This window comes from Colwellia chukchiensis (assembly GCF_002104455.1).
Taxonomy (GTDB): Bacteria; Pseudomonadota; Gammaproteobacteria; order Enterobacterales; family Alteromonadaceae; genus Cognaticolwellia; species Cognaticolwellia chukchiensis.
Window position 1 is genome coordinate 705,465 of record NZ_NBOC01000001.1, and the last position, 21,698, is coordinate 727,162.

At 42.3% G+C, this 21,698-nt stretch carries 20 protein-coding genes and 1 riboswitch; of the genes, 8 read left to right on the forward strand and 12 right to left on the reverse strand.

Features of this window, described 5'->3' with window-relative positions:
* Positions 1 to 13 precede the first annotated feature (13 nt).
* Positions 14 to 616, reverse strand: coding sequence for a carbonate dehydratase (can, locus tag B6K83_RS03165; protein WP_085283124.1), 603 nt, complete (start codon positions 614 to 616; stop codon positions 14 to 16).
* A 173-nt stretch (positions 617 to 789) separates the two neighbouring features.
* Here can and B6K83_RS03170 point away from each other — a divergent pair, with 173 nt between their 5' ends.
* The gene (locus B6K83_RS03170) at positions 790 to 1,068 is read left to right on the forward strand and encodes a peptidylprolyl isomerase (RefSeq protein ID WP_085283126.1); all 279 of its coding nucleotides are present in this window, start codon (positions 790 to 792) and stop codon (positions 1,066 to 1,068) included.
* 18 nt (positions 1,069 to 1,086) lie between these two features.
* Here the strand turns inward: B6K83_RS03170 and B6K83_RS03175 are convergent, their stop codons facing one another.
* Entirely contained in the window at positions 1,087 to 1,254 is a 168-nt protein-coding gene (locus tag B6K83_RS03175) for a DUF2897 family protein (RefSeq protein ID WP_085283129.1), read from the reverse strand.
* A gap of 257 nt (positions 1,255 to 1,511) precedes the next feature.
* Between B6K83_RS03175 and B6K83_RS03180 the strand changes: the two genes are divergently transcribed.
* Entirely contained in the window at positions 1,512 to 2,678 is a 1,167-nt protein-coding gene (locus tag B6K83_RS03180; protein WP_085283131.1) for a methyl-accepting chemotaxis protein, read from the forward strand.
* 488 nt (positions 2,679 to 3,166) lie between these two features.
* Here the strand turns inward: B6K83_RS03180 and B6K83_RS03190 are convergent, their stop codons facing one another.
* The 9 genes from B6K83_RS03190 to B6K83_RS03230 form a co-directional block, all read right to left on the reverse strand.
* Positions 3,167 to 3,949: a S1 family peptidase gene (locus B6K83_RS03190; protein ID WP_085283135.1), complete on the reverse strand. Its 783-nt coding sequence runs from the start codon at positions 3,947 to 3,949 to the stop codon at positions 3,167 to 3,169.
* Positions 3,950 to 4,029: 80 nt separating this feature from the next.
* The gene (locus B6K83_RS18510) at positions 4,030 to 4,197 is read right to left on the reverse strand and encodes a DUF4177 domain-containing protein (protein WP_408607168.1); all 168 of its coding nucleotides are present in this window, start codon (positions 4,195 to 4,197) and stop codon (positions 4,030 to 4,032) included.
* The gene (locus B6K83_RS03195) at positions 4,182 to 4,475 is read right to left on the reverse strand and encodes a helix-turn-helix transcriptional regulator (RefSeq protein WP_085283137.1); all 294 of its coding nucleotides are present in this window, start codon (positions 4,473 to 4,475) and stop codon (positions 4,182 to 4,184) included. Before B6K83_RS03195 ends, B6K83_RS18510 begins: the two co-directional genes overlap by 16 nt.
* A 514-nt stretch (positions 4,476 to 4,989) precedes the next feature.
* Positions 4,990 to 5,385, reverse strand: a complete 396-nt coding sequence (locus B6K83_RS03205) for a DUF1761 domain-containing protein (protein WP_085283139.1) — start codon at positions 5,383 to 5,385, stop codon at positions 4,990 to 4,992.
* Between the two features lie 464 nt (positions 5,386 to 5,849).
* Positions 5,850 to 6,716 carry a cobalamin-binding protein gene (locus B6K83_RS03210; RefSeq protein ID WP_085283142.1) on the reverse strand — a complete coding sequence of 289 codons (867 nt, stop codon included), beginning with the start codon at positions 6,714 to 6,716 and terminating at the stop codon, positions 5,850 to 5,852.
* Between the two features lie 32 nt (positions 6,717 to 6,748).
* Positions 6,749 to 7,354 carry a cob(I)yrinic acid a,c-diamide adenosyltransferase gene (gene cobO / locus B6K83_RS03215; protein WP_085283144.1) on the reverse strand — a complete coding sequence of 202 codons (606 nt, stop codon included), beginning with the start codon at positions 7,352 to 7,354 and terminating at the stop codon, positions 6,749 to 6,751.
* A 6-nt stretch (positions 7,355 to 7,360) separates the two neighbouring features.
* Positions 7,361 to 8,368, reverse strand: coding sequence for a FecCD family ABC transporter permease (locus B6K83_RS03220; protein WP_085283145.1), 1,008 nt, complete (start codon positions 8,366 to 8,368; stop codon positions 7,361 to 7,363).
* The gene (locus B6K83_RS03225) at positions 8,365 to 9,195 is read right to left on the reverse strand and encodes an ABC transporter ATP-binding protein (RefSeq protein ID WP_085283147.1); all 831 of its coding nucleotides are present in this window, start codon (positions 9,193 to 9,195) and stop codon (positions 8,365 to 8,367) included. Before B6K83_RS03225 ends, B6K83_RS03220 begins: the two co-directional genes overlap by 4 nt.
* Positions 9,196 to 9,406: 211 nt before the next feature.
* A riboswitch (cobalamin riboswitch) is annotated at positions 9,407 to 9,549 on the reverse strand.
* 119 nt (positions 9,550 to 9,668) lie between these two features.
* Complete coding sequence (locus B6K83_RS03230) at positions 9,669 to 11,744, reverse strand: M13 family metallopeptidase (protein ID WP_085283149.1); 2,076 nt, start codon at positions 11,742 to 11,744, stop codon at positions 9,669 to 9,671.
* A 379-nt stretch (positions 11,745 to 12,123) separates the two neighbouring features.
* On the opposite strand from B6K83_RS03230, the gene B6K83_RS03235 reads away from it, so the two are divergent.
* Genes B6K83_RS03235 through lolE form a run of 3 tightly spaced genes read left to right on the forward strand, consistent with a single transcriptional unit; the run spans position 12,124 to position 15,376 of the window.
* On the forward strand, positions 12,124 to 13,344 hold the full coding sequence (locus tag B6K83_RS03235) for a lipoprotein-releasing ABC transporter permease subunit (RefSeq protein ID WP_085283151.1): 1,221 nt from the start codon (positions 12,124 to 12,126) through the stop codon (positions 13,342 to 13,344).
* A gap of 16 nt (positions 13,345 to 13,360) precedes the next feature.
* Positions 13,361 to 14,110 carry a lipoprotein-releasing ABC transporter ATP-binding protein LolD gene (gene lolD / locus B6K83_RS03240; RefSeq protein ID WP_085283326.1) on the forward strand — a complete coding sequence of 250 codons (750 nt, stop codon included), beginning with the start codon at positions 13,361 to 13,363 and terminating at the stop codon, positions 14,108 to 14,110.
* Positions 14,111 to 15,376, forward strand: coding sequence for a lipoprotein-releasing ABC transporter permease subunit LolE (lolE, locus tag B6K83_RS03245; RefSeq protein WP_085283153.1), 1,266 nt, complete (start codon positions 14,111 to 14,113; stop codon positions 15,374 to 15,376).
* 95 nt (positions 15,377 to 15,471) lie between these two features.
* On the opposite strand, the gene B6K83_RS03250 is transcribed toward lolE, so the two are convergent.
* Positions 15,472 to 15,987: a DUF2062 domain-containing protein gene (locus tag B6K83_RS03250; protein ID WP_085283155.1), complete on the reverse strand. Its 516-nt coding sequence runs from the start codon at positions 15,985 to 15,987 to the stop codon at positions 15,472 to 15,474.
* Positions 15,988 to 16,027: 40 nt separating this feature from the next.
* Between B6K83_RS03250 and B6K83_RS03255 the strand changes: the two genes are divergently transcribed.
* The 3 genes from B6K83_RS03255 to lpxK all read left to right on the forward strand — a co-directional run bounded on the left by B6K83_RS03255 (position 16,028) and on the right by lpxK (position 21,676).
* A complete protein-coding gene (locus tag B6K83_RS03255; RefSeq protein ID WP_085283157.1) occupies positions 16,028 to 18,511 on the forward strand; it encodes a DNA internalization-related competence protein ComEC/Rec2 in 2,484 nt (827 codons plus the stop codon).
* Positions 18,512 to 18,822: 311 nt separating this feature from the next.
* Positions 18,823 to 20,586, forward strand: coding sequence for a lipid A export permease/ATP-binding protein MsbA (gene msbA, locus B6K83_RS03260; protein WP_085283159.1), 1,764 nt, complete (start codon positions 18,823 to 18,825; stop codon positions 20,584 to 20,586).
* 22 nt (positions 20,587 to 20,608) lie between these two features.
* The gene (gene lpxK, locus B6K83_RS03265; RefSeq protein ID WP_085283161.1) at positions 20,609 to 21,676 is read left to right on the forward strand and encodes a tetraacyldisaccharide 4'-kinase; all 1,068 of its coding nucleotides are present in this window, start codon (positions 20,609 to 20,611) and stop codon (positions 21,674 to 21,676) included.
* Positions 21,677 to 21,698: the final 22 nt, after the last annotated feature.

Below are 21,698 nucleotides of genomic sequence, written 5' to 3' on the forward strand. Positions count from 1 at the left end.
CAGCCATTACCGATCAGTCATTACCACTGGTTGAAACCTTTAAGTCTTTTAAAATACCGTCGTGTAAGTTATAGACAAAGCCATGGACAGTCACATTTTGTTTGCGATCCCATGCTTTGGTTAAAATGGTTGTGGTTGAGACGTTGGCCACTTGCTCTATTACGTTTAATTCACACAATAATTTAAGTTGTTGTGTTTTATCGGCTACGGCATCAAGCTGTGTTTTATGGAAACGATAGACATCTTTAATGTGATGAAGCCAATTATCAATTAAACCGTAACTTTTATCATCTAATGAGGCACTAATGCCACCACAACCATAGTGGCCGCAGACAATAATATGCTTTACTTTTAAAACATCAACTGCAAATTGGATCACCGATAGGCAATTTAAGTCAGAGTGAATAACTTGATTGGCGATATTGCGGTGTACAAACACCTCGCCGGGTAACATACCCAGTAATTCATTGGCAGGTACGCGTGAATCAGAGCAGCCGATCCATAAGTACTCTGGCTTTTGTTGTTCAGATAAATTTTTGAAAAAATTAGGATCTTCTTTATTAATTTGTTCAGCCCAATGTTTATTATTGTCAAATAAATGCTGTATTGAATTCATGGCGGCAGGTCTTTAAGAGATAGATAGCGCAATTTTAAGTGGTTGTGCCCACAAGTAAAGAAAAAAACACTTTTGTCGATACGCAATCTTGCTTGCTGGTTAGATAAAGTATTTATTCTGCTAGGGTCAGAATTCGCTATAATGCGGGTTTTTATTATGGGTAGGAGAAAGTTATGGCTACGGCTTGTGCTCGTCATATTTTAGTAAAAAGTGAAAAACTCGCACAAGAGTTAAAAGCAAAACTTGCCAAAGGGGCTGACTTTGCACAACTGGCAAAAAAACATTCCAGTTGTTCATCGGCTAAAAGAGGGGGCGATTTAGGTGAGTTTAAGCCTGGGCAGATGGTAAAGGCCTTTGATAATGTGGTGTTTAAAAAAGCCGTATTAGTTGTGCATGGACCGATAAAAACCAAATTTGGCTATCATTTAATTGAAACCATTTACCGTAGCTAATTTACCAGTATTGAGCGATTACTTTTGTTGTTGATCTTTTTTGAGTTGTTCGGCTTTACGGCGCTCAACCTCAGCTTGTTGTTGCTCAGATAATTTAAACTTGCGCGCTGATTGTTTAATTAGCAAAATTCCAGCAACTACAGAACCAATGACAATCACTAGAATTAACAGGAAGCTAAAGGACATATTTTCTAACCTTATATAGTCAGTTTGACGGTAAAACTTTGTTAACGAGGGCAAAAAAACTTTATCGAGAACAAAAAACAGATAGTAAAATAACACATTTGCATGTAATTTATTGATAAACCTCGCCCGTGAGGCCTACTAAAAATGGCACCACTAGTGCCATAAATAAAAATAACTATAATTTAGAGTAGTTTAGATTTTGCAATAGTTAAAACTATTACGGTCAATGATAACGGCTCTATACACTGGAAATCACTATGTCAAATCGCCTCAGTATCAAACTTTTAATACCGCCGATGTTAATTGGTGTTATCGCGCTGCTCTGCTTATTTTTTCTTAAAGACAGTATCGAGCAAAGCACGTTCTTATGGCTTGTATTGGTGATGGTGGTTATACAAAGCATGGTTAGCTACTTCTACAGCCAGCGAAAACTTAGTCAACGTTTGTCGCGCTTGCAACAATACATTAGTCAAGTTGCGAGTACCGATGAAGTACCAACAAAACTTGCCACTGATAATAACGGTGATGATCTCGCTAAACTAACCAATGAGCTAACCCATTTTATTGCCAACTTAGCAGATGTTATTCAAGAAATACGTACCGAGTCAGACAGCTTAAAACAAGGCGCTACTTCATTAGCTGCGCAAATGGGGGGCTCGGTTGCCGCGGTTGATGAGTCGGCAAATCAAATAGAGCAAATGGCCAATTCTATCGATCAGGTTGCCTTAACCTCGCAAACATTGTCAGATAGCGCCAGCCAAGTGAGCGAAACCAGCAGCCAAGTGTTAGCGATATTAGCGCAAGGGACACAAGCATCAAGTACGAGCCAGCAAACGGTGGAAAATTTTGCCGAGGAAGTTACCGCAATGGCCGCAGATTTAGCCTTGCTGCAAGAAGAGTGTTCACGCATCGGCTCAGTATTAGAAGTGATCCGGGGTATTGCCGACCAAACTAACTTGCTGGCGTTAAATGCCGCGATAGAAGCAGCGCGCGCAGGTGAGCAAGGGCGTGGTTTTGCTGTTGTTGCCGATGAAGTACGCGCACTTGCCCATCGAACCCAAGAATCAACAGTAGAAATACATGCGATGGTTGAAGGTTTACAAGAAAAGTCCACCAATGCCGTGAATGCCATTAGTCGAGGGCAAAGCTTATCGCAAGAAAGCCTAACTCACTCTGAACAGGTGGTTGATGCACTAGAGCAAATAGGGCAGGTTTTTTCCGATGTTGATAACTTAACCTCTCAAATAGCCCAAGGTACTACCGAGCAACAACAATCGACGGCGTCAATAAACGAAAATATGGCAATGGTTGTTAAGCTAAGCCGAGAATTAAATACTAGCCTGTTATCCGTTGCCGAATTAGCAGAAATGCAGCAACAAACAGCAGCTGAAGTCGACACGACATTAAATCGAATTTGTGTTTAACCGCCCAATATACTGTGGTTACAGGTTAGAAGACTGAGTGTTGATAGTGATATAGAGACAGAAAAGGCTCGCATGGCGAGCTTTTTTATTGCTCAGCCTTGGCATTAGCTTAATCAATTCTGACTTTAAATTGCCTGTCGTTTTATCCCCAAATTTTATAGTTAAGTAGTGATTTTTTGCCGCTTTAAATAGACTTAAATATAAGTTTTAATCGTTAAGCTAGGTTTTTTGTTAAATATCAATAAAAAGCACTTACCCATAAAAGATTGAAAAATCAACTGGTTGGCGAATATATTGAGTTTGATAATAGGGGGCAGGTTAAAATTAAGTTCAATGCCGGCTGTGATGAGCTCACGACAAGAGAGGCTCTAAGTGGGTTTGCCGTAAATGTTTGCTTAATGGCTCACTGGCATAACGAAGTAGGTGGATTTGCGCGTTGCTTAAGTAATTAGCTTCCCGGCGGCAGCTAAAACGAACCCTATCGACTATCAACGGGGGGAAGGCTTATATGTGTTAGATAAATGCAACTCCATCGTTTTTTCAATCCACTTTTTGAAATAAGAAATACGAGCATAGTTCTCAATCACTCCATATTTCGCTTCTTGCCATCTTGTTGCTTCTGCGTTTTGCCATGAACTAACACCGACAATATAAAGCGTGTTATTCAACGCAATTAGTGCTGGGCCACCAGAGTCCCCTGGACCACTGATTCCTTCTAATGGTAGAGCCTCCTTGTCAATATCAAACTTAAACCGAATCCATTGTTCAAAAGTTGCAGTGACAACATTTTGCGCAGCCCTTAAACGATCATCTGCACCAATAATTCCCGCCTCACCAGTGCCAAAATCCCCACGACCGATAAAGGTCAAGGTTTTATTAAGCTCATCCTTTTTATGATATAAAGCAACAGTTTCACTGTTAAGGATTGGTGATTGTAACTGGATAAGCGCGATATCATTTGGAAACTGTTTATCCTTCCACTGTGGATGTTTAATTACTTTTTTGATCTGGTAATAAGAGTTTCTAAATCTGACTTTTCCATCAACTAATAAATAATTAGCAACATGAGCAGCGGTAATTACCCAATCTTTGGCAATTAAAGTCCCAGTACCTTCAACAACTTCCTTATCTTTATAATTGCCGTAGAAAGTAACTATCGATTTATTATTTTTTGCAAATTCGCGATACTTAGATTCATCTACATCATGTCTCATTATTATTGCACTGGATGAAAGTGAAAATACTAAAAGGATTAAGAAACTCCATTTCATGAGTTATTCCTCTTGCACCTAAATAACCGGCAAAGTAATGGTTGGATAAAATGTATAGTAAGGCATAACGTAGCCAAAGGTTACGAATCTGCCTTAAAGGCTTTGTTAGCGCACTCTCTTTGTAGGATCGCTACCATATTTCCAGTTTTACCTGTCCATACTCCCTGCGCTATTTCAGGGGTTAGCACTTGAACTAGCATCCAGCCCTTTTGGCCTTCTTTATTTAAGATGCCTACAAGATTTGGCAGTTTGTTTTTTTTAAACCGGAAAGAAACCCCTCGTTACTTTCAATTTCTATCGTTTTAAACTCATATTTTTTCATTTTTAATGATTCTTCATAATCGAGATCATTGATATTTATATCAAAAGCTGACGCAAGAGCTTTTTTAGATTGAAGCGATGCTGATGCCTCGTTTTCAATTCGTTGTACTGTTCTAAGATTGAGACCTGTTGCTATAGCTAACTCATCTTGAGACCAAGACTTTTTATTTCTTAATTCAATGACTAAATTTGCATTAATCTTCATAACTACCTTACAACCTATTCGTTTGAGACAATTAAATTATCCGCAAAAATATAAGATCCTTTTACGGCAACTCAACGAGATATTAACGACAACTATACGACACTTTAACGACATTGGCGGAATGAGTGCTCTAACATTAAGCGGAAAATACAGTTTTGCTTAAATACCTGAGACACAAACGAAAAGCTAACTGTTATTAATCGGTTTGAATGCCTTGGTCTGTTTATCTACCCTAGGTAGCTTAATTACTATTAGATATGTCATTGCAAACCCGACAATTAATATTTTTGCGATAATTATAGTAGCGCCTAATAGCAAAAACAGTTACCGATACCCATGCCCACAATACACCAAACTCGATCGAATACTCTAGCGTTCGACCTTTGAAATATTGGATGCTAGCTAGTAAAACAAAAATAATGGGCAGAGCTATAACATATTGAAATATCCATTTTTTTATCGGCATAATAATTCTCATAGATGCAATGCGGCATTTAATTCAACCTGACCCTTATTATTTTACATAGTAAATGGCTAGAGACATTAAAAACACGCTTACAATCCTGTAACCTGACTGGATTAACAGGAGTTTATTACCCCACCCACAAAACAAGCTATCTGAGAGAAAGGCTGGGAATATAATTAAAAAGCCAAGTATCAATCCAATACCACCTGCAGTAATTATATCTACGACATTTAAGAGAGAAAATAACAATGACACCCCGATAGCACTTAGTAAGCTGGCAAAAACACTGCCGATCATTGGTACTGTAGATTTGCCTAATGTTTCAGGGGTTTTTCCTATACAAGTCAGCCATGCATTACCAAATAAAACGGGAGAATACCAAAGCGCGCCAAGGACCATACCTATAACAGTTGCTACAATTATGGCTAATATATTTAATTCCATTATCTTTCACCTTTGCCAATATACTTGGGGTAATTCGTATAGCATTGTAATAGTGCGAGAATTGCGCATTTTCTTGCTAACGTAACGATCAGCTTTACACTTTTACTACTAATAGTAAAATAAAAAAGTTTGCTAGTTAAAGTACTTATAAGAATATTTAACAATAATTACCAGACAAATTGTGGGATTTACATATTTTCTTAAATATAAGGGGACGCAGGCTAAACAGTTTGTACACAGAATTTGTTGCAGACTCCATAACCTCGTGTTAGACACGCTAGTAGCGTCATTGTGATGAGCATGGGTGCCATTTTTAATTTATTAATTTTGCAACAATGTTGAAAAGTAAAACGCGCTTAGCTAGATAAAATTTAGCAAACTTTAGTTACTTCAAAGGGAAAACTGGCACTAATCATCTGGTTAGCGCCAATTATGCTATCTTGCTTTTTTGCAACTTAAGGTTATCAATCCTTAAGCTGTTGGTAATAACTTCGACTTTGCTCTGCTTGCTGACATAAATCTTGCAATGCTTGTAAGCTGCGGGTGGTCATGCGATGAACGACATCGGCATCTAGCATCAGTAACTGTTGATGCTTGACCGCTGGGAGAAGCGGCCATTGTTGCCAATTATAGCCATTGCTATTCGCTTGCTTTTTCGCAAAAGCTTGAATGACGACCTGAATATTTGCCTGTAAGACTTGTTCTATATTAACTTGTGGGTAGCCAGTGTTGACATGTTGAAACGGGTTTTCTATCCGGCATAGCGCTAAAAATTGTTGTGGCCAACTGCTGTTTGCGACTGTGGTCAGGGGTCTTGACCAAACTTCATAAAACCCGGTAATTAAGGGTTTGTCGGCATAATGCTGTTTAATATTGGCTAAGTCAGTTAAAAACTGTGCGGCAATGCGCTCAGCTTGTACCTTGTGACCGGTAAGTTCGCCAAATAAGCGTAATTCTTTGGCGACATCAGCAAAGGTATCAGGTTGTGAGTACACCACCTTAAAACCTAACTGTTGCAAACGGGCTAAGTCATCACTAGGGTTGCCACTTTGCCAGGCAATGATCAAATCCGGTTGCAGCTCAATGACCCGTTCTAATTGAATGCGTACCGAGCTACCTATTTTCGGAATGCTTTTTGCTGCTAACGGGTAGTCAGCGTGCTCCGTGGTGGCGATAATTTGCGCGCCGGCGCCAATATCAAAGAGCATTTCAACAATATGGGGCGCCAGTGCAATAATGCGCGGTTTCGGCGTGTCTGTGACGTTTGCATGCGCCTGTCCAAAAAACATCACGCTCAATAGGCTAATGCCAAGGTATGTGTAAAACTTCATGTTTTTCCCTAGAATTCTGCGCAGCTAGCGACTTACCAATCAATGCCTTTTTGCGCTTTGATACCATTGTCAAAAGCATGTTTTAACGGTTGTACTTCACTAACGGTATCGGCAAGTTCAATGATGCTACGATGACAAGCGCGGCCGGTAATTATAACGTGCTGCATAGCGGGGCGGTTGACAATGGCTTCAATCACTTCATCTAAATCGAGGTATTTGTATGACAACATATAAGTTAATTCATCAAGCAAAACAACGTCGACGCTTTCGTCTTTAAGTAAGCGCTTTGCTTCTGCCCAAACTTTAGTGGCAGCGGCAATATCTTTGGACTTATCTTGGGTATCCCAAGTAAAACCTGTCGCCATTACATGGAACTCAACGCCGTTTTTCTCCAGTAAATTGCGTTCACCGCAAGCCCAATCACCTTTGATAAACTGTAACGCGGCTGCTTTGTAACCATGGCCAACCGCACGGGTAAGGGTACCAAATCCTGATGTTGACTTGCCTTTGCCGTTGCCAGTGATCACAATCAATAGTCCGCGCTCTTCCTGTGCTGAATTAATACGCGCATCAACTTTTTCTTTAATGCGTTGCATACGCTCTTGATGTTTCTGGTTTTTATCTTGCTCTGTGGTCATGTTGATTTATCCTGTATTACGATTGCGATACATGATCGCTAAAAAGAAAATACTACCAATAGCTGAGGTAATAATACCAATGGGTACTTCGACATTACTGAGTGCACTGCGTGCGAGTACGTCGACCCAAACTAAAAAACAGCCGCCCACTAACGCGGAACCGAAAATGAGTGGCATGGTGGTAACGCCAACCAGTTGACGAACAATATGGGGGATCATTAAGCCTACAAAGCCAATGCCGCCGCAATAAGCAACAATAGTGGCGGTGACGGCTGCACATAAGGCCAGTAGAATGATCCGTAATTTATCGACATTAACCCCTAAACTTGCTGCGCTTTCATCACCCAATAGTAATGCGTCTATTTGCCGGTGTAAGGCGAATATGGTTATTAAGGTCAGCAGTACCATGGCACTGATCAGGTAAAAATGAAACATTTCAACGCGGGTTAAGCTACCCATTAACCAAAAGATAACGCGATTGGTGGCAAATGGATCGCCTAAGTAAAGAATAAAGTGGCTGATGGCCCCTAGCATGAAAGAAACCGCTACACCGGTTAGCAATAAGTGATTCATATTGCGCAATAAGGTGGCGATGCCAAATACTATCACCACAGCAAATAAAGCGCCAAGAAAAGCCGCCAAAGGTAAGGCTAACATTTGCTGCTCAGGAACAATTAGTGTGGCAATGGTTGCCCCTAAGCCTGCGCCTGAAATAATGCCAAACAAATAAGGGTCGGCCAGAGGGTTACGGGTGACATTTTGTAATATGGCGCCGGCGCAGGCAAGCCCCATACCCGCCACTAAGCCTACTAACACGCGAGGAATACGAATTTGCCATATCACCATCTCCTGTGTCGGTGTGGCGCAGTCTGCCAGTACGCAGTGTAAAATGTCACTGTTACTGATGTTGGCCGGACCAAACGTAATTGCCATTACCAGTGTGCACAGGGTGAGGAATATTAAGCCTGAAAATATCCAAGTATGTTTGCCTTTAAGGGCGCTAATTCGGGTCATTTAGTTGTGCCTGTTACCTGCCAACGCTGCGTCACAGCGTGATTATGGTTGTCATCGCTTGGCGGATAAAAATACACTCTTGGCACGCCGTTAGGTTGGGCGTCATCGCGATAGCAAGGCAGTGCAAATACCTGACTTAATAGTTCAGGGTTAAGTACCTTTGTGACGCTAGCATTGCTCACTAAATGGCCTTTATTTAACAGCAATAAGCGGCTGCAGTACTGCGCTGCTAAGTTGAGATCATGTATGGTCATAATCACGGTAATATTTAATGCTTTAACTAATTGTAAAATTTGGTGTTGATAAAATATATCTAAGTGATTGGTCGGCTCATCTAAGATTAATACCTGAGCCTTTTGTACCAGCGCTTTGGCAATTAAAACTCGTTGCTGCTCGCCGCCCGATAAAGTATTAAAAAATTGTTGCTGACTGGCTAACAAGCCCACTTTTTCTAACGCTTGTGTAATGGCTTTTTTATCCGCTTGGTTGTCATGGGCAAATAACGCTTTATATGGCAATAGTCCCATGCGTACCACATCATAAACCTTCAGATCAAAAATCGCTGGCGGATTTTGACCAACTAAAGCAAATATTTGTGCCAATTGATGAGGTTTATATTGTTTAAGGGCTTTATTTTTTAATTTTATCGTACCTTGCCAATTTTTATGTTGGTTCAGAAGGCACTTTAAAAGCGAGGTTTTACCCGCACCATTTGGGCCAATAATGCCAATAATGTCGCCCTGGCAAATATCAAAAGATATACCGTTAAGTATGTTGTGCTTGTTGACCGACCATGAAAGCGCGTCGACGCTAATCAGCTTGTTCATTAACGCTTGCCAAACACTGTGTTGTGCTGCGCATGTGTTAATAAGCGTCTTTTCCAGGAGTTCATTTTCAGTACCGCCTAATGTGCATTCAAACCAGGTTAGTTAAAATAGCGAGTTAATTAAGGTGCAGAAAAACAAGAGTCGAATGTCTTGAGGACAGTTGTAACTCACGTGTATTCCCGCACGGTGTTATCATCGTTTATTGGCTAAATTATAAGATACTAGGTGTCCTGACTTGTAACGTACAATATGACGCTACTTACAGTTGCGGGTACAGTCACGGCATTTCACCGTGTTCCCTATTAATTAGCCAGAGCTGAAACGTTGGCTGTTTGGCTAAAGGTATCTCTTTTAATTGCGCCTGATTTTACGGCTAAGTCCTGCGCTTTACAATCAAAACCTGACTCTCGGTGCTTGATAATGAAAAAATGGCGCCGATGCGCCATTTTTTATCTTTGCTGCTTGTGTTTAGGCTACCAAATTTTTACCCTTTGCTCTGGTGCAATATACATAGCATCACCGGCTTTAACGTCAAAGGCTTGATAAAATTCAGGCATATTCGATAGCGAACCTAAAGCGCGAAATTCGCCGGGTGAATGTGGGTCGGTTGCCACGCGGTTACGCAGCGACTCTTCTACCATTTTTACGCGCCAAATTTGTGCATAACCCATAAAGAAGCGTTGGTCGCCTGTTAAGCCGTCAATAACCGGTGCAGGTTTACCCTTTAATGAAGCTTTATAAGCTTTATAGGCGATAGTTACACCCGATAAGTCACCAATGTTCTCGCCTAAAGTTAAGGCACCATTAACGTTTAAGTCATCAAAAACGGCATAATTATCGTATTGGTTAACTAGATTATCCGTGCGCTCTTTAAAGGCGGCTAAGTCTTCGTCTGTCCACCAATTGCGCATATTACCGTCACCATCATACTTACTGCCTTGATCATCAAAACCATGGCCCATTTCATGACCGATCACCGCGCCAATACCGCCGTAGTTTACCGCGTCATCGGCATTTAAATTAAAAAATGGCGGCTGTAATATTGCGGCAGGAAAGACAATTTCATTTTTTGTTGGGTTGTAATAAGCATTGACGGTTTGCGGCGTCATGCCCCATTCTTGTCGATCAATAGGACCGCCTAGCTTGGCGATTTGCCTTTGATGCTCGACGGCATTAGCGCGCATTTTATTACCGACTAAGTCATCCGCTTTAATCACTAGCGCAGAGTAATCTTGCCATTTATTTGGGTAACCAATTTTCGGATCAAAACTGGCTAATTTGACTTGCGCCGCTTGTTTAGTGGCATCAGACATCCATTCAAGTTCGTTGATGCTATCGCCATAGGCGCTGCGCAAGTTTTCAACTAATTGCGTCATGCGTGCTTTCGCTTCGGGCTTGAAATGACGACTCACATAGACTTTACCAATAACCTCGCCTAAATTGCTATTGACGACAGCGACGCCACGACGCCACATAGCGCGTGGTTCTTGACGACCGCTTAATTGCTTGGCATAGAAGTCAAAATTTTCCTGATCTAATTCAGTGGTTAGGGCGTCGGCAAAGTTGCTTAAGGTGTGAAAAGTTAAATAGGTTTGCCAGTCTGCTAACGAGGTGTCAGCAAATATCTCGCCAAAGCCCTGCACGAACGAAGGTTGGTTGACGATTAGATCAGGCTGTTTTTCTGCTCCTTGTGCTTTCAGGTAGGCTTGCCAGTTAAAGGCATCAGTGACAGTGTTTAACTCATCGACATTAAATTTGTTATAACGCTTAGTGCTGTTGCGCGACTCCACTTTTGTCCAGTGAAAGCCTGCAAGTTTTGTTTCAAGCGCCATAATGGTTTCGGCGGCGGCTTTTGGGTTGTCTAACCCCGCTAGGGTGAACATGTTTTCTATATGGCTCAGGTAGCCGTTGCGCAAGTTAACAAAGCGCTCAGCCTCGTTGAAATAGTAATCTCTATCGGGCAAGCCTAAACCACTTTGCCAAACATGTGTGGCGTAGCGATTAGAGTCTTTAGCGTCAACACTGACATAGAAAATTAACGGGCTTGGTAAGCCAAACTTTTGGGTTTCGCCAAAAAATGCCGCAAGCTCATTTTTATCTTTTAAGTTGTTTATTTTTTCAAACATAGCTTGCAGTGGTGTAATACCTAAGGCATCGCGTGTTTCGGTATCCATAAAAGAACGAAATAAATCGGCAACTTTTTGTTCGTCGCTGCCCATTTTCAGATTTTTTGTTGCGGCAAGCTCTTCAATGATGGCTTTAACGTTATCATCGGCTTCATCGCGTAAGTCATAAAATGAGCCTATGGCGGTTTTATCACCCGGAATGTCATTGTTTTTTAGCCAAGTTCCGTTTACATAGCGATAGAAATTATCTTGGGGGCGAACCGTTAGGTCCAAGTTGGCTTTATCGATACCAGAAGCTAAGGCGGTTTTTTCTAGAACCGGCGTAGCGGTTGATGATTGACTATTATTGTTGTTAGTTTGTTCGCTACAACCGCTGATCAGCAGTATAGACGTGCAAACGGCACTTGTTATTATGTTTTTCATTCCACACTCACGAAGTTATTGAAAGTTAATGCTATAACAGAAAAGTTTTTGCTTAAGTACTCGATAGTAAAGACAATCTGCGAAATTTACTAGCGCAAGGCGGCATTTTTTAACAGTTTATTAACCTGTATTGTACGTTAACATTTACAAGAAAAGTGTCTGCTTCAAGCGCGTAGAATAACGTATGTGGTGTGAAGCGACAGACGTTGCAGCGATTAGATTAGTGTAATTAGCTGCTCTAAATGGGCTTTTTGATAAGCAAAGTTGAAAACTATGTCTCTGGTTCGTTAGAAAAATTACAGCGAAAACGCAATCAGCTGTGCTATGCTTCGACGCTCTATAATTTTGCTATATGCCATTGCCAGTTTAAGAAAAGTTTATGTTTCAGCCCGTTAGTGTTTTCATCGGCTTACGATATAGTCGCAGTAGTCAAGGTAAGGGGTTTATCTCTTTTATTACCTTTTTTTCCATTGTTGGTATTGTACTCGGGGTGGCATCCTTGATCACTGTGGTGGCGGTTATGGATGGTTTAGAGCAAGAGCAAAAGCGGCGAGTGCTGGGGTTAGTGCCTCATGTGCTTATGTCTAAACCTGATCAGCAACTGAGGAATTGGCGCACATTACAAGATGAAATTTCAGCCTCTGCTGAGCTAATTCACGTTACCCCCTATCAAGAAAGTGAAGCCTTAATTCAGTCAAAGTCGGCATTACAAGGGGTGTTGGTACACGGTATTATGCCAGAGTTTGAGCAACACAATATTATCAATGCCGCTATGGTGCAGGGGCAATTATCAGGGTTAACTGAACAGGGTTTTGGCTTGATATTAGGGCAATCACTCGCACGCAGTCTACAAGTTAACTTAGGGGATATTGTGCGTTTAACCTTACCCAACAAAACGCTTTTTACTCCCATGGGGCGAGTGCCGGTACATAGAAGCTTTACCATTGTCGGTATTTTTAATGTCGGCTCTCAAGTTGATGAGAATATGGTGTTTATTAACATTAAAGCCGGCGCGAAATTACAGCGCTTAACGGCTGATGGTGTCAACCAGTTACGCTTATACTTAGCCGATGCTTTTCAAGCGCCGACTGTGATAGCACAACTTTCAAAACAATACCCTGAGTTTCAGTTTGTTAGCTGGCAGCAAAGCCAAGGCGCGCTATTTGCAGCCGTTAGCATGGAAAAAAATATGATGTGGCTGATGTTAAGTTTAATTATCGCAGTGGCAGCATTTAATATTGTCTCGGCACTGGTGATGGTGGTTATTGAAAAACAGGGCGAAATTAGTATTTTACAAACATTAGGCTTAGATCGTGCAGGTATTATGAAAATATTTATCACCCAAGGGCTAACCAATGGCGTTTGGGGCGTGGTTATTGGTAGTGTGCTTGGCATTAGCCTGACCTTAAATTTAAATAGTTTGTTAAACTTTTTTGGTGTGTCTTTATTAGCCGCAGGCCAAGCGCTACCTATTACGCTAGCACCAGCTAATATCTTAGCCATTGTGATGGCAGCACTGAGCATGAGCTTGCTTGCTACGCTTTACCCTGCATATCGAGCCGCGCAAACGCAGCCAGCTAAGGTATTAAGAAATGAATAACATAGTAGAAAAAACCATGTCAAATTCCGCCCAACAGCACGAGACGGTAACAACGCCAAGCATAGCGTTAGAGTGTCGCCAATTATGTAAAAGTTATCAGCAAGGTCCGGTAAAAACTAAGGTGTTGTCAGATCTTAACCTAAGGGTTAAAACCGGTGAGTTAGTGGCTATTGTCGGTAGTTCGGGCTGTGGTAAAAGTACATTTTTGCATTTAGCTGGCGCCCTCGACTCACCTACAAGTGGTGAAGTGTATATTAACGGTTGTAATATTCATCAATTAACAGAAAAGCAGCGGGCCAAATTCCGCAACCAGCACATTGGCTTTATTTATCAATTTCACCATTTAATGATGGAGTTTACCGCCATGGAAAATGTCGCTATGCCTTTATTAATTCGTGGTGAAAAACCGAAAGCAGCCCAAGCAAAAGCTCAAGCTATGTTAGCGCAAGTGGGGCTTGCCCAACGTAGTCATCATCGTCCTGGTGAGCTTTCAGGTGGTGAGCGTCAGCGTGTGGCAATCGCACGCGCGTTGGTCACAAAACCTGCTTTAGTGTTAGCTGATGAACCTACCGGCAATTTAGACGTTGAAAATGCAGCGCAAATTTATCAATTACTACAAGAATTAAATCGTTCGGTAAATACTAGCTTTGTCATTGTTACCCACGATTTAAGTTTAGCGGCAAAAATGGATCGACAGTTACGCTTAGCAAGTGGCCACCTAGAGCCTTTGCTAGATCATAATGCTAGCAAAGGAGAGGATGGTTAAGTGTTACAACCACTTAGTGTATTTATTGGTTTGCGTTATGTCAGAAGTCGGCAAGGTAAAGGTTTTTCGTCCTTTATATCGGCTTCTTCAACCTTAGGTATTGCCATCGGCGTAATGGTATTGATTGTGGTCTTGTCGGCCATGAATGGTTTTGAGCGAGCACTGGCAAAACACTTGTTATCAATAGTACCACATGGCGAGATAGTGGCGGTTAATTCGCCAATTGCTCAGTGGCAAAACAAAGTGACGTCACTTGAGCAGCACCCTGATATTATCGCTGCCGCGCCATTTATTAAAACCCAAGCCATGATGCAAAAATCTGCATTGCTTAAAGGGGTTGAGTTACGCGCCGTAGATGTCAGCTTAGAGCAAGAGGTTTCGGCAATTTCACGCTATATGGTGGCAGGAAAGTGGCAAGATTTAGCGCAAGAAAACGGCGTGATTATTGGCGCTGGTATTGCTCAAAAACTTGCCGTGCAAGTGGGTGATAAGGTACAGCTTTTATTGCCACCGGCCAGCGCAGTAAACCCGGTGCAGGGGGCAAAGTCGCAATTTCCAGTGCCAGTTGTACAACAGGTACGCGTCGTTGGGGTGTTTAAATTTGGTGGCACTATCGATGAGCAGCAAGTCTTTATTAACCTAGCAAAAGCCAGTGCAGTTTTGGGGTACCAAAGTGGTGAAGTACAAGGTATTCGCTTGCAAGTAACGGATGTTTTTGCAGCACCTCAAATTGTTAGAGATGTTGCCTATACACTTGATTACTATGTTTATATGCTAGATTGGACTCGAAGTCATGGTCATTTGTTTAATGATATTCAGCTGGTGCGTTTAGTGATGTTTATCGTGCTTGTGTTGGTGATTGCGGTGGCGAGCTTTAATATAGTGTCGACGCTGATCATGGTGGTCAATGAGAAAAAATCAGATATTGCGATCTTGAAAACCATGGGCGCAACACCAAGCACCATTATGGGCAGTTTTATGCTACAAGGCTTGGTTAATGGCATTGTTGGTAGTTTATTGGGGGCGAGTCTAGGCGTGCTTATATCGTTAAATTTAACGGCAATTATTCGTGCCATTGAAGCGAGCTTAGCGGTAGAGTTTTTATCTGCCGATGTTTACTTTATCGACTACTTACCAACGCTGTTGCGAGAGCAAGACGTTATCAATACGGTGTTAACTGCCTTGCTGATGAGTTTGTTAGCAACGCTTTATCCGGCGTGGCGCGCAACTAAGGTAGAGCCAGCACAAGTGTTAGGGCAATCTTAAGGCTAGTGCTAGGAAAGCTTACGCATGACCTTGGACGTTAAATGCTTTTAGCGGCTTGCTTGGGTTTTGAGTTAGCCGGACTACGGGTGTTATCGTTAGTCGCGACTTTGCTGGCGCTTTTTCCACTCTTTACGCACTGAAAAGCGCCAAAAGCTGTTGATGGTGATAAAACCTAGAAACGAAAACAGCACAGCTAACACTCCGCAGCCAATAATAAAGGCGGGCCCGATAGTCGAAACACTTTCAACCAACCATTGCCAACTCGCCTCAAAGGCGAACTTTCTCGTTGGTACACCAATAATCCAAGTACCAACAAGGTAGCAGGCATAAAAAATAGCCGGCATTGTCAATGGGTTAGTGATCCAAACTAACGCAATAGATAAAGGAAGGTTGGCATGTACTATAATGGCAAGACCAGCGGCTAAAACCATTTGAAAAGGTACAGGGATAAACGCAAAAAATAAGCCAACGGCAAACGCTTTGCTAACAGAGCGACGATTTAGGTGCCACAAATTAGCATTATGCAAAAGTGCACCGAACACTTTTAAATGCTTATTGTTTTTAATCGTTTGATGATCAGGCATCAGACGCTGGATCATTTTTTTCGGCATAAAATAACTAACTTAACTGGTTAACTGGAAATTGTTCACTATGGAATGGTGGCTTCTCACATTTTTTATCAGTGCTATTTTGGCACTGTTCATGCCTATAGTACCAGAGTTTTCTGTGTTGCTCACGCTATTGCTTTGTGCATTGTTACTGCTATGGGTGCGAAAGTACCGAATACTGGCAATTGCTATATTTGCTTTTAGTTGGGTGTTGTTAGCGGGGCAGCAATATTTAACTCGCATAAGCACTAATAATATTAATATTGCATTGCTGCACAAGCAAGCTTATCTAGTGCAGGGGCAAGTTGAAAATATAGTACAAACTAAGGCTGGTACCAGTCGATTTAATTTTAAAATTAGTCATTGGCAAGGGCAAAAGTTGGCGAAAACGTTTATTGTTCGCTTAACTTGGCAACAGCCAACTCAGCACTTGTTGCAAGGGCAAAGGTGGCAGTTGTTAGTAAAACTAAAACCCGCGCATGGCTTGGCCAACACAGGTGGCTTTAATTATCAAACTTGGTTGCTACAGCAACAAATTGTTGCCACTGGCTATGTAAAAAATGATGCTAAGGCAAAGTCGGTTAGCGCTAAAGTTATGCACAATAAACAGCTCAAGGGGCAAGTAAGTTGGCGACAATTGCTGTATCAACAATTGAGTTTATTGTTAACCGATGAGCCGCTTAGCGGGCTAATTCTGGCACTAGGGTTTGGCGAGCGGGGTGAGTTAAGTCGCCATCATTGGCAGGTGTTATCAGCAACGGCAACCCAACACCTTATTGCTATTTCAGGGCTGCATATTGGTATAGTGGCCATGGCAACCTTAATCGTGATGCGCGCAGTTGTTTGTTATTTACCTTGGTATCGGTTGCTGAGCAAGCCTTGGCAAATAAAGTTAACGAGCAGGAACATAACCTTCTTACCTGTGCTTATTAGCGGTGTTATGGCGTGGTATTACGCTTATTTAGCGGGGTTTGCCATACCGACGCTTAGGGCGTTAATTATGCTATTGCTGTTTTGGCTATGTAAAGCCATGGCCATTAAAATGACGCTGATGCGATGGTTATTAAGCGCTATTGTAGCTATATTATTATGTTGGCCGTTAAGTTTATTAAGCGCTAGTTTTTGGTTATCCATTATTGCTTTAACGATTATTTTTATCACCATAACGCGTTATAAAGCTTTCCTCACAGGCACAGGCACAGACACAATTACAGCGCCGAGCTCAATTGCCGCGACGACTAAGTTGCAAAGCGTCGTTAAGGTAAAATACCTACCTATTAAAATGCGAGCCGTGAATTGGTTAAAAGGTTTATTGCTGATCCAGTTAGTGCTGACGTTAGCTATGCTGCCCATTGCCGCGTTACTGAATTATCAGCTGCCATTAGCGGCGTTCTTTGCCAATATTGTTGCTGTGCCTGTGATGAGTATTACCGTGATCCCTTGCACGTTATTAGCCGTTATTGCCTTACCACTTAGCAAAATAGTGGCTATGTTTTTTCTCGATTTGGCTTTGTTTTTCTTAGCTAAGGTTTGGCAGTATTTAAGCGTTATTGCTAGCGTACAATGGTTGCAACTGCCGGTATCTTTTCAACAAATTCAATTACTCTTGCTCGTGTTAGTTTTGTGTCTGGGGGCTATATTTTTTCGTGTAGGCTATGCTAAGCGCCTGTTATTGTCGAGTATGTTGTTGCTGGCGCTCGGTAGAAGTCATCTTTTGACAAAACAAAGTAGCGACTGGCAACTCACCGTCTTAGATGCAGGTCATGGGCTAGCCATTGTGATTGAAAAAGATGAAGGTGTTTTTCTCTATGATACAGGCGCAAGTTATGCCAGTGGTTTTAGTATTGCTGATGCCGCGCTGATCCCTTACTTGAAACATCGGGGCTTTAATAAAATTGATGGTGTGATTATTAGTCACAATGACAACGACCATGCTGGCGGGCTGGCACAACTGCGCAAGCAATTGAGTATAGCTAAGGTGATTGCCAATGATTTTGCGCTGTTACCTGATAGTGTTTGTTTAGCTGGGCAAGGCTTTGACTGGCAAGGGTTACGTTTTGAAATGTTATCGCCAAGTGTTATCAAAGGCGATAAAAATGATGACTCTTGTGTGTTGACCATTAGCGATGGTCTGCACAAAGTGCTATTGCCAGGGGATATCTCTATAAAACAAGAAAGACAATTGTTAGCGATGCCGGGAATGCGCGAAAAGCTCCGCAGTGACTTGCTTATTGCCCCGCATCATGGCTCAAAATCATCGTCTAGTGCCCGATTTTTATCGGCAGTGGCACCGCAATATGCGGTATTTAGCACTGGCTATTTAAATCGCTGGCAAATGCCTTCCAAGGAAATCATTAATCGTTATCAAGCACTTACAACAACCATGTTTAATACCGCAGAGCAAGGTATGATCAGCTTTACTTTTCGTTTAGCAAGTCCCAGTCAAGTATCCGGTTTTGAACAAGATATCGAAACTAAGAGCTATCGAGCGGATAGACGTCAGTATTGGTATGTAAATTCATACTGACGTTGGCAAATTGTGCGGGTTAATATCAGCTTTTAAATGTTTATCAGTTGGTTGATTGTTAAAATAAGGCTAAAATACGCGACAAAGGTATTGATAGCCATCTATTTTAGGCGTTGTTGGCTTAAGTGCTAGCGTCTCAATAAGCGGCTCTGATAACAATGAACAATTACACAACGACTGTCAGCAAATGAGCAACGCGTTGCAAAACACTATATTACTTAGCTTGCCGCAAGCATTATAATTAGCTGCTGCGACTATTTTTTATTTGCCCTTTGCTGGCACTTTTTTATTGAACACGCATTGAGAATTGAATGTCGACAACACAAGTACAAACGGCTAGTGACCACAGCACACGAGAAAACTTTAAACGCCTTTTAGCGTATGCTAAAGCCTATAAAGCCGCGGCACTTGTGTCGGTGCTAGGTATGTTAGGCTACGCGGCAATAGACAGTTTTGTTTTTTCACAATTACAGCCCTTAATCGATAAGGGCTTAGATGGCCAAGACCCAACGTTTATGAAATGGGCGCCATACTTTATCGTGGTTATGTTTATTTTGCGGGGGATTTGCCATTTTGCCGGCAACTACTGCTTAGCTTGGTTAGGTAATAATGTGGTAGCAAATATTCGCCAAGAGCTATTTGAACATGTCATGTCAATGCCGGTGGCTTATCACGATAAAGAGTCTACCGGCAGTTTAATCTCTAAATTAACCTTTGATACCGAGCAGGTACTCAGTGCCGTTTCTAAAGCCTTGTTAACCTTAGTGCAACAGGGGGCTTTTGTGATTGGGCTGCTGATTGTAATGTTCTATAACAGTTGGCAGTTAGCATCAATTTTTTTACTTATAACGCCCGTGATCGCCGGCATAGTCACCTTAGTGTCACGACGTTTTCGCAGTATAAGTAAAGGTATTCAAAATGCCATGGGGGAGGTTACTACTGCTGCAGAGCAAACCTTTAATGGTCATAAGGTGGTCTTAACTTTTGATGGTCAACAACGAGAGTTTGAGCGCTTTGAACAAATAAATCGCCACAATCGCCAACAGCGGATGAAAATGGTGGCGACACAAGCAGCAAGCGTGCCTGTTATTCAAATAATAGCCTCTTTTGCCTTAGCGTTTGTGTTATATGTGGCGAATTTAGAGTCGATGCGCGCCGATATAACCCCTGGTATTTTTATGACCGTTTTAATGTGTATGGTTACCTTGCTGCGACCTTTAAAATTGTTAACCACAGTCAATAGTGAGTTTCAAAAAGGTATGGCGGCTTGTGTCAGTATTTTTGGCGTACTCGATCAAGAAACCGAGCGTGATACCGGCACTGTGACACTAAAACGTGCCCAAGGCACATTGGCGTTTAAACATGTAAACTTTTTTTATAATGACGGTGAAGAAAAACAAGCATTAACCGACTTAAGCTTTACGGCCAATGTTGGTGAAACCGTGGCCCTAGTGGGGCGCTCAGGCAGCGGTAAGTCTACTGCTAGTGCGTTATTATTACGTTTTTACGATGCATCGTCGGGGCAAGTGTTAATTGATGGTCGCGATATTACCGAATACAAGCTAAAAGACTTGCGTAAACAATTTGCCTATGTTTCGCAACAAGTGGTGCTATTTAACGACTCGATTGCCAATAATATTGCTTATGGTAAACCAGAAGCGAGTCGCGACGAGATTGAAGATGCCGCACGAAAAGCGCATGTAATGGAGTTTGTTGCTGAGTTACCTGATGGGCTTGACACTAACATTGGTGACAATGGTGCTATGTTATCGGGTGGCCAACGCCAACGTGTTGCCATCGCCAGAGCGCTGCTTTGCGACGCGCCATTTTTAATTTTAGATGAAGCCACCAGTGCTTTAGATACCGAATCGGAACGTCATATTCAAGAAGCGCTTGCGCTGTTGCAAAAAAATCGCACCAGTATTGTTATTGCGCACCGTTTATCGACCATAGAAAATGCCGATAAAATTATTGTGATGGAACAAGGGCAAATAAAAGAACAAGGGGATCACCACACTTTGCTAGCCAAAGATGGTGTCTATGCTCAGCTACATAAATTTCAATTTGGCGCTTAGCTAAATAACGCGGTGACAATCAATGCGCTTAATTGAAAAAGTTTGGTTTCACGGACATGCAGCAAAATGGCTACTGGTTCCGGTTTTGTTACCACTGACAGTTTTATTTGCCTTGGTTAGTTGGCTGCGCCGCCTTGCTTATCAACTTGGGGTGTTGTCGCAAGTTACCAGCTCCGTGCCGGTGGTGGTGGTGGGTAATATTGGCATTGGCGGTAACGGTAAAACGCCATTAGTCTTGTATTTAGTAGAGCAATTAAGCCAGCAGGGGATAAAAGTCGGCGTTGTAAGCCGCGGCTACGGCGCCAAAGCGCCGCATTATCCTTATCATGTCACTGCCGAAAGTAGTGCGATACAAGCCGGCGATGAACCCTTATTAATACAGCGACGCAGTGGCGTTGACGTGGTGATTGGTGCTGATCGTGTACAAGCTTGTCAGCGGCTTATCGAACTGGGCTGTGAGCTCATTATTGCCGATGATGGCTTACAGCATTATCGCTTAGCACGGGCTTTTGAATTTATTGTTGTCGATGGCAGGCGCTTATTCGGTAATGGGCTCTTGCTACCTGCAGGGCCGCTACGCGAGCGCATAGCGCGGATAAAGTCAGCAGACTGTGTAGTGGTTAATGGTGAGAGCACATGGCCCGAGCAGGCAAGTAAGTTGTCGGTACCTGTGGTAACTATGCAGCTTAGTGCGAAAAACCTTGTGCATGTTAAAAGCGGACGGCATGTTAAATTAGCGGATTTTTTACAACAACAGCAAGTGCAGGAAAACGGCATTAATGCCATTGCCGGTATCGGCGATCCGCAACGCTTTTTTAACTCGCTAACCCAGTATGGTTTTAAGCTGAATGACAAACAAGGGTTTGTTGACCACCAAGCGTATACCGAGCAGGATTTACGCGCATTTGCCGCGGATATGGCGTTGTTAATGACAGAAAAAGACGCGGTAAAGTGTGCTGAGTTTGCGCAAGAAAATTATTGGTATGTACCGGTGGATGCTATGTTTACAGCGCATCAGGGTAGTGACACTATGACCCATATCGTAGCAACGCTTGCAGCACTTGCTGATAAGCGACACCAAGACAGTTAATTAATCGTTTGGCATGATGATG